The following is a 17,085-nucleotide window of genomic DNA, read 5'->3' on the forward strand; positions in this document are numbered from 1 at the left end:
TGGAACAAATGCCTGTCATTTTTTACCAGCCTGACATGATAACGCATTATAAAATGACAAACCCAACAACTGGACGGTTGAATTTAAATCGATTTAATATTATGCATGCAAGCGTTAAATCGTGATAACACTGTCAGAACGAATGATAGAAGAGAGCGACCATGACTAGCCAGATAATTCCGGTAGATCCGTTTGACTGTGTCGTCTTTGGCGGTTCCGGCGATCTGGCGGAACGCAAATTGCTTCCCGCCTTGTATCAACGCGAGCGTGCCGGTCAATTAAGCGACCCGACCCGTATTATCGGTGCTTCACGCTCAGAAATGAGCCATGAAGAATATCGCGCTTTTGCCCGCAAAGCGATTGAAGAACATGTGAAGGCTGAAGAAGTCGACACACAAGTGCTCGACACCTTCATTGCCCGTCTGAGCTATGTGACTGTTGACGCGAAATCCGACAGCGGCTGGCAAGAGCTGAAAGCTTTTATTGACGAAGCACCGGCCACTTTACGCGCCTTTTATCTGGCCGTAAGCCCGAGCCTTTTTGGTGACATTGCCAATCGCATCCAGTCAACCGGCCTGATTACGGACGAAACCCGTATCATCGTTGAAAAACCGATTGGCCGCGATCTGGCCTCTGCCAAAGTGCTGAACGACACTATCGGCAGCGTTTTCCGTGAAGATCAGATTTTCCGTATCGACCATTATTTGGGCAAAGAAACGGTTCAGAACCTGATGGCATTGCGCTTTGCCAATGCGCTTTATGAGCCATTATGGAATTCTGCCCATATTGATCACGTCCAGATCACAGTTGCTGAAACTGTCGGGCTGGAAGGCCGTGCCGGTTATTATGATACGGCTGGCGCTTTGCGCGACATGGTGCAAAACCACATGTTGCAGCTTTTATGCCTTGTCGCGATGGAGCCGCCATCATCAATGGATGCCACCGCCGTTCATGATGAAAAGGTCAAGGTTCTGCGCTCACTCGCGCCGATAACAGAAGCCAATTGCGAAGAAATGACTGTGCGCGGCCAATATCGCGCCGGTGCGTCTGCCGGTGGCCCTGTTAAAGGCTATCTCGATGATTTGGGCGCAGAAAACAGCAATGCAGAAACTTTTGTCGCCATCAAAGCCGAGATCGAAAACTGGCGCTGGGCGGGTGTGCCTTTCTATATGCGCACCGGCAAGCGGCTGGCAGCACGCGTTTCAGAAATTGTTGTGACCTTCAAACAGATCCCGCATTCGATCTTTGGTGACGAAGCTGGCCGCGTCATGGCGAACCAGCTGGTTATTCGTTTGCAGCCGGATGAAGGGGTCAAACAATGGCTGATGATCAAGGATCCGGGCCCGGGCGGCATGCGTTTGCGCCATGTGCCATTGGATATGAGTTTTGCAGCATCATTTAATGAACGTAACCCCGATGCATATGAACGTCTGCTAACTGACGTGGTACGTGGTAATCAAACTTTGTTTATGCGCCGTGATGAGGTAGAAGCGGCATGGCGGTGGGTTGATCCTATCCTTCAAGGATGGAACAATAGCGGCCAGCAGGTACAAGGTTATACCGCAGGAACGTGGGGCCCGAGTGCTTCGATCGCCTTGATCGAACGGGACGGCCGCACATGGCACGATAGTTTGTAACGTTAATGTAAAGGGAAAGAAATGAGCATCGAACGGCACGATTTCAGCAATAGTTCTGATCTGGCGGAGGCGCTGGCAACTGCTATAGCTGAAAAGCTTGACGAGGCTATTCAGGCTCGTGGCCATTCTGTGCTTGCTGTTTCAGGCGGCACAACGCCAAAGCGTCTGTTTGAAATTCTTTCCCGCAAAAACATTGACTGGAATCTGGTCACCATCACACTGGTTGATGAGCGTTTTATCAGCCCCGACCACGAGCGCTCAAACGAGAAACTCGTGCGGGATCATTTGCTCAACAATCAGGCAGGTGTTGCCAAGTTCATCGGCCTCTATAACCCTTCAGCCACTGCCGAAACGGCAGGCATTGCTGCGGCAAACCGTATCAGTGCTTTGCCGCGTCCGTTTGATGTGGTGGTTTTGGGCATGGGGCTTGATGCACATACGGCTTCATTCTTCCCCGGTGGTGACCGGTTGGATCAGGCACTTGATCCGAATGAAAAAGCTCTGGTGGTTCCGATGCAGGCAGAAGGTGCGGGAGAGCGCCGCCTGACATTGACACTGCCATTGCTGGTCGAAGCCAGAATGTTGGTGATGCACATTGAAGGCAACGAAAAACTAACCGTACTGGATGAAGCGCTGGCCTGCGAAGATTCGATGAAAAAGCCGGTTCGCGCTGTTTTCCAACATGCCAAAACACCGGTTCAGCTGTACTGGGCGCCGTAAAGCGCCTCTAAACAAGACAGATTATGGCCGGCATTATTAACTGTCCCCGTTAGCCAACACGGGCGACGGACGAGGAGTTATTGATGAGCGCCCATAAAACACTGTCAGCAATTACCAATCGTATTATCGAGCGCTCGAAGCCGACCCGCGAAACCTATCTTGGTCATATGCGGGCGGCAGCGTCCAAATCGCCCAAGCGCGGCGCATTAGGCTGCGCCAATCTTGCCCATGGTTTTGCCGCCTGCTCCCCTGCCGACAAAGCTGCACTGGCTGCTGATATTGTGCCAAACTTAGGCATTATCACTGCCTATAATGATATGCTTTCAGCCCATCAGCCATTTGAAACCTATCCGGCACTGATCAAACAAGCAGCCCATGAAGCGGGCGGTGTTGCACAAGTAGCTGGCGGCGTGCCCGCCATGTGCGATGGTGTCACGCAAGGTTTTGCCGGCATGGAATTGTCGCTTTTTTCACGCGATGTCATTGCCATGGCAACCGCTGTCGGCCTTTCGCACGACATGTTTGATGCCGCCATTTATTTAGGCGTTTGCGACAAGATCGTACCCGGTCTTGTAATCGGCGCTTTGTCCTTTGGCCATTTGCCTGCGGTTTTCGTGCCGGCAGGGCCAATGACTTCCGGCCTTTCCAATGATGAAAAAGCCAAAACCCGTCAGCTTTATGCCGAAGGCAAAGTGGGACGTGCAGAACTTTTGGAATCCGAATCAAAATCCTATCATGGTCCGGGCACATGCACTTTCTACGGCACCGCCAATTCTAATCAGATGCTGATGGAAATTATGGGACTGCATATACCCGGTGCAAGCTTCATCAATCCGGGCACACCATTGCGCGATGCCTTGACCAAAGAAGCCACCAAACGTGCGCTCGCCATCACCGCTTGCGGCAATGCCTATACACCGGTTGGCGAAATGCTTGATGAACGCGCTTTCGTTAATGGTGTTGTCGGCTTGAATGCGACAGGCGGCTCCACCAACCACACCATTCATTTGATTGCGATGGCAGCCGCAGCTGGCATCAAACTGACATGGCAGGATATTTCCGATATTTCTGACCTCGTACCATTGCTGGCACGCGTTTATCCAAATGGTCTGGCTGATGTGAACCATTTCCATGCCGCTGGCGGCATGGGTTTCATGATCCGTGAATTGCTGGATGCGGGACTCTTACATGAAGATGTACGCACCGTCTGGGGCGAAGGTTTGCGCGATTACACCATCGAACCAAAGCTTGGGGAAAATGGTCAGGTGGTGCGCGATGCAGCGCCTGCGATCAGTGGCGACGCTAAAATTCTGGCCAAAGCCGATCAGGGTTTCCAACCCAATGGCGGCATTAAAGTGCTGAGCGGCAATATCGGTAATGCGATTATCAAAATCTCAGCTGTTAAAGCCGACCGCCATATTATCGAAGCGCCTACTAAGGTTTTCCACGATCAGGAAGACATGCAGGCAGCCTTTAAGGCTGGCACATTAACCGGCGATTTTATCGCTGTGGTGCGCTATCAGGGCCCAAAAGCCAACGGTATGCCGGAACTGCACCGCCTGATGACTGTGCTTGGCATTTTGCAAGATCGCGGCCAGCGTGTGGCGCTTGTCACCGATGGTCGTTTATCAGGCGCCTCCGGCAAAGTGCCTTCCGCTATTCATGTAACGCCGGAAGCACTTGATGGCGGCCTCATCGGCAAAATTGAAGATGGCGACATCATCCGCCTTAATGCACAAGCAGGCACGCTGGATGTGCTGGTTGCTGCCGATGTGCTTCAGCAGCGCATCAGCTCCGCGCCGGATTTGTCTGCCAATCAATTTGGCATGGGGCGTGAATTATTCAGCGCCTTCCGCAATATTGCCGGTCGTGCTGATTTGGGCGCCAGCGTCTTTTAACAAATAAAAAGGCGGCTTATGAAAACCATAAGCCGCCCTTTTGTTACCTTATAATCTTAAAACTTCGGTGCAGGCACATTGGCTGCACGGCAAGCAGCAACAAGTGTGTTTGCCATCAGCATAGCAATTGTCATTGGGCCAACACCACCCGGCACAGGCGTGATCGCACCCGCAACTGGCTCAGCACTATCAAAATCCACATCACCCACAAGGCGGGTTTTGCCCTCACCTTTTTCCGGTGCAGGAATACGGTTGATGCCCACATCAATGACAGTCGCACCCGGTTTGACCCAATCCCCTTTGACCATTTTTGGGCGGCCAACGGCAGCCACAAGAATATCGGCGCTGCGAGCGAGGTCTTCCAGATTTTTGGTGCGGCTATGGGCAACGGTAACGGTTGCATTAGCGCTCAAAAGCAGGTTGAACATTGGTTTACCAACAATGTTGGAACGTCCGATAACCACGGCGGTCAGGCCGGAAAGATCATGCCCGTGCTGACGCTCAATCATAATCATCGCACCTGCCGGTGTGCATGGCACAAAGGCAGAAGCGGCATCACCGGCACCCAGTTTTCCGACATTGATGTAATGGAACCCATCCACATCCTTATCCGGATTGATCGCCTGAATAACCAGGCTTTCATCAATATGTTTCGGCAATGGCAATTGCACCAAAATGCCGTGAATGGCCGGATCATTGTTCAGCTCATCAATCAAGGCCAGCAATTGCTGCTCAGTGGCTGTTTCTGCCAAAGTGTGCTGCACGGAATGAAAACCACATTCCTTGGCTTTGCGACCTTTAGAGGCCACATAAACCTGAGAGGCCGGATCTTCACCAACGATGACAACAGCAATACCCGGTGTCACTTTAGTGGCGGCAACCAGCTTTTCCGTTTCACTTTTGACGGTTGAAATAACATCCTCAGCAAGCAACTTGCCATCGATCAGTTTTGCCATATCCGAAACTCCGTTCGCGGCTTGGTCTTGTGATCTTAGATTTAAGAATAGAAAAAGACCTGAACGCATAAGGCGACAGGACAGGACGATTCCACTCTCGATTGATTAAGCCTTTGCCATACGCCGGAAGCCTCAAAATAACAACTCCCCATTGTTAAACAACGGCAAGAAAGCCAAACGCACCTCATGCGCTCTTGACCCGCTCCCGCCATAACGGCAAAGTGCAGCCGGTTCTTTTATAGCGGAAATAAACATTATGAATCTCAAGGTTGTACTGGTCGGTTGCGGAAATATGGGTTTTGCCATGCTGAAAGGCTGGGTCAACCAAGGCGCATTGCAACCTGAGGATATTTATGTTGTCGAACCAACAGAAATATTACGCCAGAAAGCCCAGAGCCTTGGCGTTCATGCGCTGCACCATGCCGACAATCTGCCACAAGATTTCGACCCCGCCTTCATCATTTTGGCGGTTAAACCGCAGGTGATGGCGGATGTTCTGCCCAGCTATCAGCAATTCAGCCCGAAAGCTGCTTTTTTAAGCGTTGCCGCAGGTATTCCGGTGGCACAATTTGAGACAATTTTAGGCAGCAATACTGCCGTCATCCGTTGTATGCCAAACACTCCTGCCGCAATTGGTCAGGGCATGCTGGTGACCTATGCCAATAAGAATGTCAGCGCTGCACAGGCTGAATTTGTCAAAACCTTGCTTAGCACCAGCGGTGCGGTTGCAAGCGTTGATGATGAAGCGCAAATGGATGCCGTCACCGCTGTTTCAGGCTCAGGGCCAGCCTATGTATTTTATTTCATTGAAGCCTTAACCGAAGCTGGTGTGAAGGCGGGTCTGCCGCGTGAAACAGCAAGCCTGCTGGCAATGCAGACCATTGCCGGAGCCGGAGCCTTAGCAGCACAATCAAAAGAAGATCCAGCGGAACTCCGCCGTCAGGTGACAAGCCCCAACGGCACCACCGCCGCAGCGCTTGATGTTTTAATGGCTGGCGAAATGCAAGATATCATCAATAAAGCAGTAGATGCTGCCCGTTTGCGCTCGGAAGAACTCGGACGTAGCTGATAAGAGTGTGTAACATTTTTTCATACTGACTGCGCTCACTCTAATATTTTACTCACGCATGTCTTTATCCCAAAACCGGTTCCCACTTTTGGGAGACATGCTTTACCGCTTCAAGCGTGGTGAAGCAGCAATCAATGCTTTGGTAATTGCGGTTTGCGGATCGTCAAGAATATCGTCTGCACGCCCGTATTCAACAATTTTGCCTTCATCAATCACTGCAATTTTGTGCGCTATCTTTTTCGCCACCGCCAAATCATGGGTGATGAAGAGATATGAAGTTTGGTCTTGCGCCTGAATGTCTTGCAGCAAATCCAAAATATGAGCGCGCACCGAAACATCAAGTGAAGCAACCGCTTCATCCAGTACAATCAGCTCAGGTTTGGTTGCTAAGGCACGGGCAATGGCAATGCGCTGTCGCTGCCCGCCCGACACTTCATCCACACGTCTTGTAATGAGTGCGGGATCGAGCGCCACGCGGTGTAAAAGCTGCGTTATCATAATCGCACGCTGATGCACTTCGCGCATACCGTGGATGCGTAACGGCTCATCCAATAAAGTACAGATTGTCGAATGCGGGTTGAAGGCGGCCAACGGGTCTTGAAACACCATCTGCATTTTAGCACGCATTTGGCGCAAGTGCTTGCCTTGCAATGCCAGCCAGTCAGCCCCATTAAAGCTGATTTGCCCTCTCTGCGGCTTCATCAAACGCAGCAAAATACGCGCAAGCGTTGATTTTCCACTGCCCGACCGACCAACCAGCGCTAAAGTTTCACCGCGGCTGATTGAAAGGCTGACATCATTGAGAATAAGCTTGTTGGTGCCGGGAAAGCCGAATTTCAGCCCCTCGGCCTGCAAGATCACTTGATCTGTCATGCCGCACTCCCATCATCTAATGTCAGGCAATGGGCGATCAGCATTTTGGTGTAATCATCGGACGGATTGTTCAGCACCTGCTCACGCGCGCCTATTTCCACCAATTGCGCCTGGCTAAATACCGCCAAACGATCCGCAAATTGCGAGGCAAGCGCAATATCATGGGTGATAAAAAGCAGCGTCATATCCGTCTGCCCCACCAGTTCTTCCAGAAGGCCGACAATTTCACCCTGCACGATTGTATCAAGCGCACTGGTTGGCTCATCAGCAATCAACAATTTAGGCGCTGCCGCAATAGCAGCAGCAATTGCCACGCGCTGTTTCTGCCCGCCAGATAACTGATGCGGATAGCGTTGCAAAGCGGCCTTTGGCTCTGGTATCTGCACACGGTTGAGTAAATCAGCAGCTTCGCCAAGCGCTTGAGCTTTAGACAAGCCTTGATGGGTAGTGATGATTTCTGCCAATTGGTTGCCGATTGTCATCACCGGATCAAAACTGGCAGACGGATTTTGAAAAACAAAACCGATATCACGCCCTGTTTTTGGTTTTTCCTCAAAACCCTGCCAGTCAATCTGGCCGGTTAACTTGCTATTAAACGGCAATAATCCTGCCAAAGCATAGGCAAAAGTGCTTTTGCCCGAACCGCTTTCACCGATAATCGCCAGTTTCTCGCCTGTCTTAATATCAAGGCTGATATTTTGCAGTGCATGCACATCGCCATATTGCACCGACAGATTGTTGATTGCTGCCAGTTTACTCATCGCGCTTAAAACCTTCGCCGATCAGATAAACGCCGATGACGGTCAAAACCAGTGCAATGCCCGGCACAACCGACAAGAAAGGTGCTGAGCGCAAAACGGTGCGGCCTTCTGAAATCATCGCGCCCCATGTCACGCGGTTGGGATCGCCCAAGCCTAGAAAGGAAAGCGCTGCTTCGGTTAAAATAGCACCGGCAACAATAACGGGTGCAAGAGCAAAAACCGGTGCCAGCGCGTGAGGCAAAATTTGTTTACAGGCAACTTCTACCGGATGCATACCAATAACTTTGGCACTTGCGACAAAGTCACGTTCCCGCAGCGATAAAACCTGCCCGCGCACCAGACGTGCAGCTTGCGTCCAGCTGGATAGAGTGATTGCCACCACAATCATACCAATCGAAGGGCCAAACAGGCTGACCAGTGCCAGCGCCAGCAAAAAACCCGGTACGGTTTGAAATGCTTCTGTAATCCGCATCAGGGCTTCGTCAATCAGACCACCGGCAAATCCGGCAGCAACGCCCACCAGACTGCCGATCAGAATAGCAGAAAAACTAGCGGCCAGACCAATCACCAATGATGTGCGCGCACCATAAAATAACTGCGCCAGCACATCACGGCCAAGCCGGTCAGTGCCTAACGGAAAGCTGCTATTTTCAAACGGCAGCAACAAAGGGCTCGCCACAATACTCAGCGGATCATTGGGATAAAAAACCGGAGCCAGCAAAGCTGCAAGCAACAAAAAGATAAGCAGCCCGAACCCCAACCAAAACTCGACCGAGAGATTAACTCCTTTACTCATGCCGCATCTCCGGCCTTAGCAATGCGCGGATCAAGCCATGAATAAAACAGGTCAGTGATAAAATTGACGATAATCACCATCAATGCGCTGATGAGAATAATGCCCATCAACAAAGCCGTGTCGCGTGCAGTCACGGCTTCCTGCGCCAAGCGCCCAAGCCCCGGAATGGCAAATACACTTTCAATCACCACTGAGCCGCCAAGCATGGTGGCAGCTTGCAGCCCCAACATTGTCACCAACGGCAGCAAAGCATTGCGCACCACATGGCGCCATAAAATGCGCCGTTCCGAAAGCCCGCGTGCACGTAAAGCGCCGACAAAATCCATTTGCCAGACCTGCCCCATCGCGCTTCGCATCACCCGCAAATAAAGTGCCAGATAAATCATCGACAAAGACAAAACCGGCAAGGTCAGATGCCGCACAATATCAAGCGCGCGCGCCAGTCCATGTTTGCCTGATGCAATGGTTTCCACCCCGCCGGAAGGAAACCAGCGCAAAGAAATAGAAAAAAAGATGATCAGCACCAGTGCCAACCAAAAACCCGGCACCGCATAAAGTGCGAGCGACGCAGCCGACAAAAACCTGTCACGAAAACTGCCAGGTTTTGCACCAGCATAAATGCCAAGCAATGAACCGATGAAAAAAGACAAGGCGGTGGACGCGCCCATGAGCAGCAAAGTATTGGGCAAGCGCTCTAAAATAATATCAAGAATAGGGCGTGAAAAAGCGACCGACCAGCCAAGATTGCCCTGCGCCAGACTAAGAAGATAGACCTGCAAGCGGCGGCTTAAAGATTGATCCAAGCCCCATTGCGCGCGCAGCTCATCCATCATCGCCGCATCGCCGCCAAGCGAAACCGCATAGGCATCCACCGCATCACCGGGTGCGGCTTCCATCAATAAAAAAGCACCAATAACAACAACCAGCAGCACAATCATGCTGCTGGCCATTCGTCTTATCAGTCGTCCAACCAAAGGTAAGCGTATCCGGGGCTGATTAAATGTCACGCTTGTTCAATTCTCTAATCCTGCTGCACCCAGACATTTGACCAGTTTGACGTCGCCCAACGCGGATTGTCAGCAATATTGCGCACGCGGTCACGTGCAACGGTAATAAAGCCCCATTCTGCCACATTGATCAATGGCAGATCGTCCTCAACCAAGGCCTGAAACTGGTGATAAAGCGCGGTGCGCGCTGTTTCATCAATGGTTTTAGCCGCACTTGCGATAATTTTATCCATTTCCGCATTGGCATAGCCGCCCTGATTGGAGAAAGGCACACCAGCAGGCAAGCCGCTTTCCACCAGAATTGTGGTCGAAATGGCCGGATCACCCCGATAAACCGGCGGCGCAACGGCCAGATCAAAATCATGATCCGTATAGACCGCCTTTTGATGTGCCGCAGAATCATTATTGACAAGGCGAGCATCAATGCCGATAGCCGCCAGCGCCTGACGCAGATAATCGCCAAACTGGCGGGTTTCATTGAAATAAGGTGCCGGCAGTAGTTTCAGCGAGAAACGCACACCGTCACTGCCGCGCTTATAGCCTGCATCATCAAGCAACTGATTGGCTTTTGCCACATCAAACGGATAAGCCGCCACTTTGTCGGTGTAAAACTGCTTATCATAGCGCGGCACAGGCCCCGTTGAACTTTGCGCATAGCCCAAAAAGATCGTGTTGACGACAAAATCACGGTCAATCGCATGGGCAATAGCGCGGCGCACCTGCACATCCGCCAGTTCTTTGCGGCGATGGTTGATCTCAACCACCAGCTGATAGGTCAGCGCTTCATAGCCTTTGGAAATGACACTCAGACCCGGCACTTTACCAATACGTGCCAGATCGGCCAAAGGCACGGCAGAAAATGCCGCCAGATCAATTTCTTCTGCTTCCAACGCACCGGCCGCAGCAGAGCGATCCGCCAGCACACGGTAGATGATTTCATCCAAATATGGCTCGCCCTCGCCCCAATAATTTTCATTACGCGTCAGACGATAATATTCACCGGCTTTATGCTCAGCATATTTAAACGGACCAGTGCCAACCAGCTGTTCATTAGCCGGATTACTCGCAATATCTGTACCATTATAAACATGTGCAGGTAGCACACTGCTTAAAGCAGGCAAAGCATTGCGGATAAGCTGAAAAGGAGTTGGCGAAGAAAACTTGAAAATCGCGGTGTGATCATCCGGCGTTTCCACAGCTTCCAGATCTTTAAACACCACCCGGCCAAGATTTTGCAGCTTTTTCCAGACTTCCAATGCCGAAAAAGCCACATCGGCAGAGGTAAATGGCTTACCGTCATGCCAGCTGACATTTTCACGCAAATGGAATGTCGCGCTCAAACCGTCATCCGCGCCTTCCCATGAAAGTGCCAGACGTGGTGCTAAGCCGTTTTCACCATCAAAAGAAGCCTCAGCCAATGGCTCAATCACTTTGCTCGCGACAAAAAACACACCATTGGAAGCAACAATTGCCGGATTAAGATTACGCGGCTCAGAATCAGCCGCCACCACCAACCGGCCGCCCCGCGTCACGGTTTCACTTTGAGCAAAAGCTTTACTGCTCAAAGACGTAGACGCCAAAAGCGCCGATGCGCCAATGAGAAAGGTTCGCCGTGACAATGATAAATTGCGCATAATCTTTTCAATCCCCGCATTGTGCTGACGGATATGTTATCCGGCCACATTATTGCCGTAAAACGCTACCGCCCTTATCAATTCTGCCATAGCAAAATACTGCTTTTTTCTCATCTTTAGATGGTCCGGTTTTTAGACAATATTCCAGCCGGAAAACATCGGTTAACATCTTGTTTACTATTTGTAATCGACGCTGCAAAGCAAAAATATTCCACTGACAACCGGCATAGCATGCAAGCCTTGCTCACTAAAAACGCCCTCTTTTTAGTTGCGCCCTCCCTAATATGCGCGTTTAATTAGTCCATCGGCAACAGGCCGGACTTTAAAATGAAAGGCAATGCCGAGACAGAATTTCCAAACCAACACCAGAAGAGAGGACACGAAATGACGCGTTTATTTACAAGTTTGCTGCCCCCGCTTCATGAAGGTCATGCCCCGATTTATCTTCATCAGGCTTTTCATTATGCAATTGAAGCTTATGAAGACTGGGAAAGCGGGCAAGCCGAGCCAAGTGTGACGGTCAACGGAAAGCCAACCCGCATTAGTGTGATTTTCAGGCGTCTCTGGAACTGCAATGATATTATTCCTAATCACACCTTAGATGCTATGCGCGATGTGGTGCCCTACGCTTATGTCGGCGCCGATGAATGGAATACGGTTGAGCGATTTTCACATGGTGCGCGCATTATGCGCTTTGTCTTGCAGGAAAGAAAAGCACCGCACCTGCCTTTGATCATTTACTTATAAAATATAAGCAGGTTTCAGCGGGAAAGCGGTTCATCAGCAACCGCTTTCTTGTTTTTTAAGCGTCACTTGGCTATCTAAACTTTATAACTCTTCCAGCCAAGGTGATGCACTATGCAGATCAAAGCTTTTATTATTCATCTGCATCGCGCAACCGAACGGCGGTCGCAAGTCAATGAGCTGTCACAGCAATTGCCTGTCATGACCGAAATTCTTGATGCCGTTGACAATAAAAATCTGTCCGAGCAAGAGATTTCCCACGCCTATCATCGACACCTGCACAAGCCTTCATATCCTTTTACGTTGAGCCGCAATGAAATCGCTTGTTTTCTGTCGCATCGCAAAGCATGGCAGGCGGTTGTCGATCAGCAACTGGATGCAGGCTTTATTCTGGAAGATGATGTGGCGCTGACCGCCGATTTTGCTGCCTGTTTTGCAACGGCCCAAACAATGCTGCAACAAAAGCCTGATTGTTTCATCCGCTTCCCCTTCCGTGATCGCGAAGAAGGCGAGCTTGTCTTGGCGCAAAATAATGTCAAAGTGCTGCGCCCGCGCCATATCGGCCTTGGCATGGTTGCACAAATTGTCAGTCGAGAAGCCGCCCTTAAACTTCTACAAGTAACGCAGCAGTTTGACCGGCCGGTTGATACATTTGCCCAGATGAACTGGATCACGAATGTCGATATGCTGACCCTGCAACCCGGTGGTGTCGCGGAAATCTCGCGCGATCTGGGCGGCAGTACCATTAAGAATAAAAAAGGCCTGTTTGATAAATTATCGCGTGAAATCTTACGTCCGCTTTATCGCAGCCGTTTGCGCAAAAAAATCGACAGCCTGCCAAAAAAATCCGGATAAAGGTGATTTCGTGTCTGTACCAATTTTACTTTACCATCAGATCGGCCAGCTGCCGCGCCGCAAAATGTCGGGACGCAGCCTGATTGTTGACCCGAAATCCTTTTACACCCAGATGAAATGGTTGAAAAAGCTTGGCTATCAGGGCATCTCCATGCGCGAAGGCATGCCTTATATTCGCGGTGAGAAAACCGGCAAAGTCGTGATCATCACCTTTGATGATGGTTTCGTGAATGTGCTGGAAAATGCGGCTCCCGCTATGGCAGAGTTTGGCTTTACCTCCACCAATTACTTTGTGGCCAACCAGACAGGCGGCAGTAATGAATGGGATCAAAAATCAGGCGCACCATTTGTGCCTTGCATGACCAAAGAGCAAATCCGCGAATGGGCAGATCTTGGCCATGAAGTAGGTGCGCACACTTTAGATCACGCGCATTTGTCACAATGTTCTGAGGAAGAAGCGCGCCGTCAGATCATCGACAGCAAGGCGATTTTGGAAGATATTACTGGCATGCCCGTGCCAAGCTTTGCCTATCCTTACGGCGACAATAATGCGAGCCATCGCAAGATTGTCGAAGAAGCAGGCTTTGAAAATGCAACAACAACTGTGCGCCGCCGCGCCACTGCGCAAGATGATCCGTTTGGAATCCCGCGTATTTATGTGCGCCGCAATGATATTCTGCCGCTGTTCCTCTTCAAAACTTTGTTACAAAGACGCAAGTAAAAACAGTTTTATTAGCGAAAGCTGATGAAAAGAGCCGGATAAAATTAAAACGCTGCATTTTTGATCGAAATCAATGCGTTTCAGCCTTTACCCGTGGCAAATTGACCAAGATGTCACAATGGACGTTGCGCTTCAAACGCGCTAATTAAAAGCGAAGAATTAAGGAGCGCATGATGGATTATCGCCGTTTTTTCCAGGAAGCGATTGATCAGTTGCATGCTGAGAAGCGTTATCGTGTTTTTGCTGATATGGAACGTATTGTCGGCAAGTTTCCGCGCGCGCTTTGGCGAAGTGAAACAAGTGCACGTGAAATCACTGTCTGGTGTTCAAATGACTATCTCGGCATGGGCCATCATCAAGATGTGATCAAAGCCATGTGCGACACCGCCAGTAAAATGGGCACCGGTGCCGGTGGCACGCGTAATATTTCCGGCAACAACAACCCGTTGGTTGAGCTGGAGCGCGAGCTGGCGGATCTGCATGGCAAAGAAGCCGGACTCGTTTTCACCTCCGGTTTTGTTTCCAATGAAGCGTCGATTTCAACCATCGCCCGCTTGCTGCCAAACTGCCTGATTCTCTCGGATGAGCTGAACCACGCCTCCATGATCGAAGGCGTGCGCAAGTCCGGTTGCGACAAGAAAATCTTCCGCCACAATGATGTCGAACATCTGGAACAATTGCTGAAGGCTGCCGATCCACATCGCGCCAAGCTGATTGTTTTTGAATCCGTCTATTCGATGGATGGTGACATTGCCCCGATTGAGCAGATTGCTGATCTGGCGGACAAATATAATGCCTTGACTTATATTGATGAAGTCCATGCCGTTGGCATGTATGGCAAGCGTGGCGGCGGTATCACCGACCGCGATAATCTCGCACACCGCATCGATATTATTGAAGGCACACTGGCAAAAGCTTTTGGTGCACTTGGTGGCTATATCACCGGTTCACAGGCGATTATTGATGCTGTGCGTTCTTATGCGCCGGGCTTCATCTTCACCACATCGCTGCCGCCATCCGTTGCAGCCGCTGCAACCGCATCCATCCGCCATCTGAAAAACTCTCAGGTCGAGCGTGATATGCAGCAGCGTCAGGCACAGCGTGCCAAAGATGTGCTGTCAGCTGCCGGCTTCCCTGTGATGCCGTCTGAAACACACATTGTACCAATTTTGGTGGGTAATCCTGAACTTTGCAAACAGGCAACCGACCGTCTGCTGGATGTTCATAATATTTACATTCAGCCGATCAACTACCCAACCGTCCCACGCGGCACAGAGCGTCTGCGCATCACACCGACACCGTTCCATGATGATGCCCTGATCGACACTTTGAAAGACGCGCTCAACGAAGTCTGGAATCACTTAGGTATTCCGTTTGCCGACAACAGCGCCCCTGTTGTAGCCAAATCCGACCGCGTTGTACCATTGATGGTTTCAAAAGCGGGTGGCTGATTAATAGCCGCACATAATTTTAAAAGCCCCGTACTGGTTACAGTGCGGGGCTTTTTTATATCTGCAAGCACAATAAAAAACGGGGTGGTCAATCAAGACCACCCCGTTAATTTTTAAAGCACATAATCCGGCTTAGAGGCTGACAGTACGCACCCAACCATGCGTGTCTTCAACTTCGCCGCGCTGAATGCCAACGAGCTGCGCACGCAGTTTTGCAGTCACTTGGCCGTCGCCGCTATTGCCAATAGCAAATTCGCCACCGCGATAACGCACAGTTCCGATACCGGCAACAACAGCCGCAGTACCGCAAGCAAAAGTTTCACGTAGCTTGCCACTCTTGGCGTCGTTCTTCCATTCTTCAAATGAATATGGACGCTCTTCCACCTTCATACCGGCTTCTTTAGCCAGCGTCAGAATGGAATTACGGGTAATGCCCGGCAGGATTGTGCCACCAAGCGGCGGGGTCACCAGCGTATTGTCATCCATCACGAAGCAGACATTCATGCCGCCCAGCTCTTCAATCCAGCGATGCTCAACCGCATCAAGGAACACAACCTGATCGCAACCATTTTTAGTCGCTTCAGCCTGAGCCACCAGGCTCGAAGCATAGTTGCCACCACATTTGGCAGCGCCGGTGCCGCCAGGTGCTGCACGGGTATAGTTTTCCGATGTCCAGACAGTCACGGCCTGATAGCCGCCTTTGAAATATGCACCGACCGGCGAAGCAATGACACAGAAAATATATTCAAGCGACGGACGCACACCGAGGAAATTTTCGCTCGCAAACATGAACGGGCGCAGATAAAGGCTGCCGTCACCTTCCGGTACCCAGTCAGCATCAACGCGCACCAGTTCTTCAACAGCCTGAATGAACAGATCTTCCGGAACAGCTGGCATTGCCATACGCTCAGCAGAAAGCGCCATACGACTGGCATTCTGCTCAGGGCGGAACAGCACAATACCGTCTTTGGTGCGGTATGCTTTCATCCCCTCAAAAATTTCCTGCGCATAATGCAATACCGATGCAGCCGGATCAATTGCAAAAGGTGCGCGTGCTTTCACTTCACCTTTATGCCAGCCTTTTTCTTCGGTCCAGGTCAGCACCACCATGTGGTCGGTGAACACTTTACCAAAACCTGGATTTTGCATCGCAACAGCGCGTTCTTCCGCGGTTTTAGGGGACGGATGCGGGATATGTGTAAACAAAGATGTCGTTGTCATCAAAAATACTCTTTATAGCACAGCAAGACGAATTATTTTTGAAACTAATCCTCTGTGATCAATGTCGCAAGCCGTTACTGACGTATAATTTTTTTATTATTGCAGATATGAAAAAGCCCTGAAAAATTCAGGGCTTTTTCACTTCAGCTTCGCTTTACCGGCGCAAAAACAGCCGCCACCTTTGAAGCAAAATCAACGATTCAGATGTTTTTGCTTACTTCTTCGCGAGCAGATCGCGAATCTCAGCCAGCAGAACTTCTTCACGTGGTGTTACTGGTTCAGGAGCAGGCGCTGCTGCTTCTTTCTTCTTCATGGTGTTCATGCCTTTAACAACCATGAACAAAACCCAAGCAATGATCAGGAAGTTGATCAGCAGAGTTACAAAATTACCGTAAGCAATTGTTGCACCGGCTTCACGCGCTGCTGCCAATGTTCCCTGCGGATCACCTGCCAGCTGAACATACATGTTGGAGAAATCGATACCACCAGTAATCAAACCGATAATCGGCATGATGATATCATTCACGATCGAGTTTACCAGACCACCAAATGCGCCACCGATGATAACACCGATAGCCAGATCAACCATGTTACCCTTGAGGGCGAATTCTTTAAACTCTTTTAGCATCAATCTTTCTCCGTTAAGACAGCATAGTCCTGCCACAATACTTAATTCGACAGGTTTTTATACCAATAAATATCTTAAACCACTAAAAAACAATATTTTAAACTGCTTATTGCC

Annotated in this window: 16 protein-coding genes; 8 read left to right on the forward strand and 8 right to left on the reverse strand. The window is 50.4% G+C overall.

The window, feature by feature from the left end; translation table 11 throughout:
* The first annotated feature begins 161 nt into the window (after positions 1-161).
* The 3 genes from zwf (at position 162) to edd (ending at position 4,255) form a co-directional block, all read left to right on the forward strand.
* Entirely contained in the window at positions 162-1,637 is a 1,476-nt protein-coding gene (gene zwf, locus ABDZ76_RS02955; protein ID WP_343801075.1) for a glucose-6-phosphate dehydrogenase, read from the forward strand.
* A 21-nt stretch (positions 1,638-1,658) separates the two neighbouring features.
* The gene (pgl, locus tag ABDZ76_RS02960) at positions 1,659-2,357 is read left to right on the forward strand and encodes a 6-phosphogluconolactonase (protein WP_343801078.1); all 699 of its coding nucleotides are present in this window, start codon (positions 1,659-1,661) and stop codon (positions 2,355-2,357) included.
* Positions 2,358-2,440: 83 nt separating this feature from the next.
* A complete protein-coding gene (gene edd, locus ABDZ76_RS02965; RefSeq protein WP_343801082.1) occupies positions 2,441-4,255 on the forward strand; it encodes a phosphogluconate dehydratase in 1,815 nt (604 codons plus the stop codon).
* A gap of 56 nt (positions 4,256-4,311) precedes the next feature.
* Here edd and folD read toward each other — a convergent pair whose 3' ends face one another.
* On the reverse strand, positions 4,312-5,211 hold the full coding sequence (gene folD / locus ABDZ76_RS02970; RefSeq protein WP_343801085.1) for a bifunctional methylenetetrahydrofolate dehydrogenase/methenyltetrahydrofolate cyclohydrolase FolD: 900 nt from the start codon (positions 5,209-5,211) through the stop codon (positions 4,312-4,314).
* 256 nt (positions 5,212-5,467) lie between these two features.
* On the opposite strand from folD, the gene proC reads away from it, so the two are divergent.
* Positions 5,468-6,280, forward strand: a complete 813-nt coding sequence (proC, locus tag ABDZ76_RS02975) for a pyrroline-5-carboxylate reductase (protein ID WP_343801088.1) — start codon at positions 5,468-5,470, stop codon at positions 6,278-6,280.
* A 102-nt stretch (positions 6,281-6,382) separates the two neighbouring features.
* Here the strand turns inward: proC and ABDZ76_RS02980 are convergent, their stop codons facing one another.
* The 5 genes from ABDZ76_RS02980 to ABDZ76_RS03000 form a co-directional block, all read right to left on the reverse strand.
* Positions 6,383-7,153, reverse strand: a complete 771-nt coding sequence (locus ABDZ76_RS02980; RefSeq protein WP_343801091.1) for an ABC transporter ATP-binding protein — start codon at positions 7,151-7,153, stop codon at positions 6,383-6,385.
* Complete coding sequence (locus ABDZ76_RS02985) at positions 7,150-7,914, reverse strand: ABC transporter ATP-binding protein (RefSeq protein WP_343801094.1); 765 nt, start codon at positions 7,912-7,914, stop codon at positions 7,150-7,152. The genes ABDZ76_RS02980 and ABDZ76_RS02985 overlap by 4 nt, the downstream gene beginning before the upstream one ends.
* Positions 7,907-8,710, reverse strand: a complete 804-nt coding sequence (locus ABDZ76_RS02990) for an ABC transporter permease (RefSeq protein WP_343801097.1) — start codon at positions 8,708-8,710, stop codon at positions 7,907-7,909. The genes ABDZ76_RS02985 and ABDZ76_RS02990 overlap by 8 nt, the downstream gene beginning before the upstream one ends.
* Positions 8,707-9,660 (reverse strand): ABC transporter permease, encoded by a 954-nt coding sequence (locus ABDZ76_RS02995; protein ID WP_343801100.1) that lies wholly within the window; start codon positions 9,658-9,660, stop codon positions 8,707-8,709. The genes ABDZ76_RS02990 and ABDZ76_RS02995 overlap by 4 nt, the downstream gene beginning before the upstream one ends.
* 71 nt (positions 9,661-9,731) lie before the next feature.
* A complete protein-coding gene (locus ABDZ76_RS03000; RefSeq protein ID WP_343801103.1) occupies positions 9,732-11,351 on the reverse strand; it encodes an ABC transporter substrate-binding protein in 1,620 nt (539 codons plus the stop codon).
* Positions 11,352-11,735: 384 nt separating this feature from the next.
* On the opposite strand from ABDZ76_RS03000, the gene ABDZ76_RS03005 reads away from it, so the two are divergent.
* From ABDZ76_RS03005 to hemA, 4 genes are all read left to right on the forward strand, one after another.
* Positions 11,736-12,098, forward strand: a complete 363-nt coding sequence (locus ABDZ76_RS03005; RefSeq protein ID WP_343801106.1) for a BRA0787 family protein — start codon at positions 11,736-11,738, stop codon at positions 12,096-12,098.
* 111 nt (positions 12,099-12,209) lie between these two features.
* Positions 12,210-12,950 carry a glycosyltransferase family 25 protein gene (locus ABDZ76_RS03010; RefSeq protein WP_343801109.1) on the forward strand — a complete coding sequence of 247 codons (741 nt, stop codon included), beginning with the start codon at positions 12,210-12,212 and terminating at the stop codon, positions 12,948-12,950.
* Between the two features lie 10 nt (positions 12,951-12,960).
* Positions 12,961-13,671 (forward strand): polysaccharide deacetylase family protein, encoded by a 711-nt coding sequence (locus ABDZ76_RS03015; protein WP_343801112.1) that lies wholly within the window; start codon positions 12,961-12,963, stop codon positions 13,669-13,671.
* A gap of 173 nt (positions 13,672-13,844) precedes the next feature.
* Positions 13,845-15,122, forward strand: coding sequence for a 5-aminolevulinate synthase (hemA, locus tag ABDZ76_RS03020; RefSeq protein ID WP_343802984.1), 1,278 nt, complete (start codon positions 13,845-13,847; stop codon positions 15,120-15,122).
* A gap of 132 nt (positions 15,123-15,254) precedes the next feature.
* On the opposite strand, the gene ABDZ76_RS03025 is transcribed toward hemA, so the two are convergent.
* Together ABDZ76_RS03025 and mscL are read right to left on the reverse strand one after the other, a co-directional pair.
* A complete protein-coding gene (locus ABDZ76_RS03025; RefSeq protein ID WP_343801115.1) occupies positions 15,255-16,343 on the reverse strand; it encodes a branched-chain amino acid aminotransferase in 1,089 nt (362 codons plus the stop codon).
* Positions 16,344-16,557: 214 nt separating this feature from the next.
* Entirely contained in the window at positions 16,558-16,971 is a 414-nt protein-coding gene (gene mscL / locus ABDZ76_RS03030; RefSeq protein ID WP_343801118.1) for a large conductance mechanosensitive channel protein MscL, read from the reverse strand.
* Positions 16,972-17,085: the final 114 nt, after the last annotated feature.

Origin of the sequence: Paenochrobactrum glaciei (assembly GCF_039522165.1) — a bacterium.
Taxonomy (GTDB): Bacteria; Pseudomonadota; Alphaproteobacteria; order Rhizobiales; family Rhizobiaceae; genus Paenochrobactrum; species Paenochrobactrum glaciei.